This window comes from Flavobacterium anseongense, assembly GCF_021608185.1.
Lineage (GTDB): Bacteria > Bacteroidota > Bacteroidia > Flavobacteriales > Flavobacteriaceae > Flavobacterium > Flavobacterium anseongense.
Genome location: NZ_JAKIHN010000043.1, coordinates 1 through 244, shown reverse-complemented (window position 1 = coordinate 244; position 244 = coordinate 1). Strand labels below are relative to the sequence as shown.

At 43.4% G+C, this 244-nt stretch carries 1 protein-coding gene; it reads left to right on the top strand.

Features of this window, described 5'->3' with window-relative positions:
• Nucleotides 1-244: HYR-like domain-containing protein (locus L1S35_RS13280; RefSeq protein ID WP_236401477.1), on the top strand; the 244-nt coding region annotated here is incomplete at both ends.

The window sequence follows — 244 nt, the reverse complement described above, 5'->3', positions numbered from 1 at the left end:
TGGAAACTGTCCTAACTCGTTCACTGTAACAAGAACATGGACATTCACTGATGCGTGTAACAACACTTCATCTGTATCACAAACTATCAATGTGGTAGATGACGTTGCTCCGGTAGCGCCTGAAGCCCCAGCTACAATAACTGTTGCTTGTGCAAGTGATGTTCCTGCAATGGTTTCACTTACTGCTACTGATAACTGTACAGGTGAAATAACTGCACAAGGTGTAGATACTACAACACCAGGT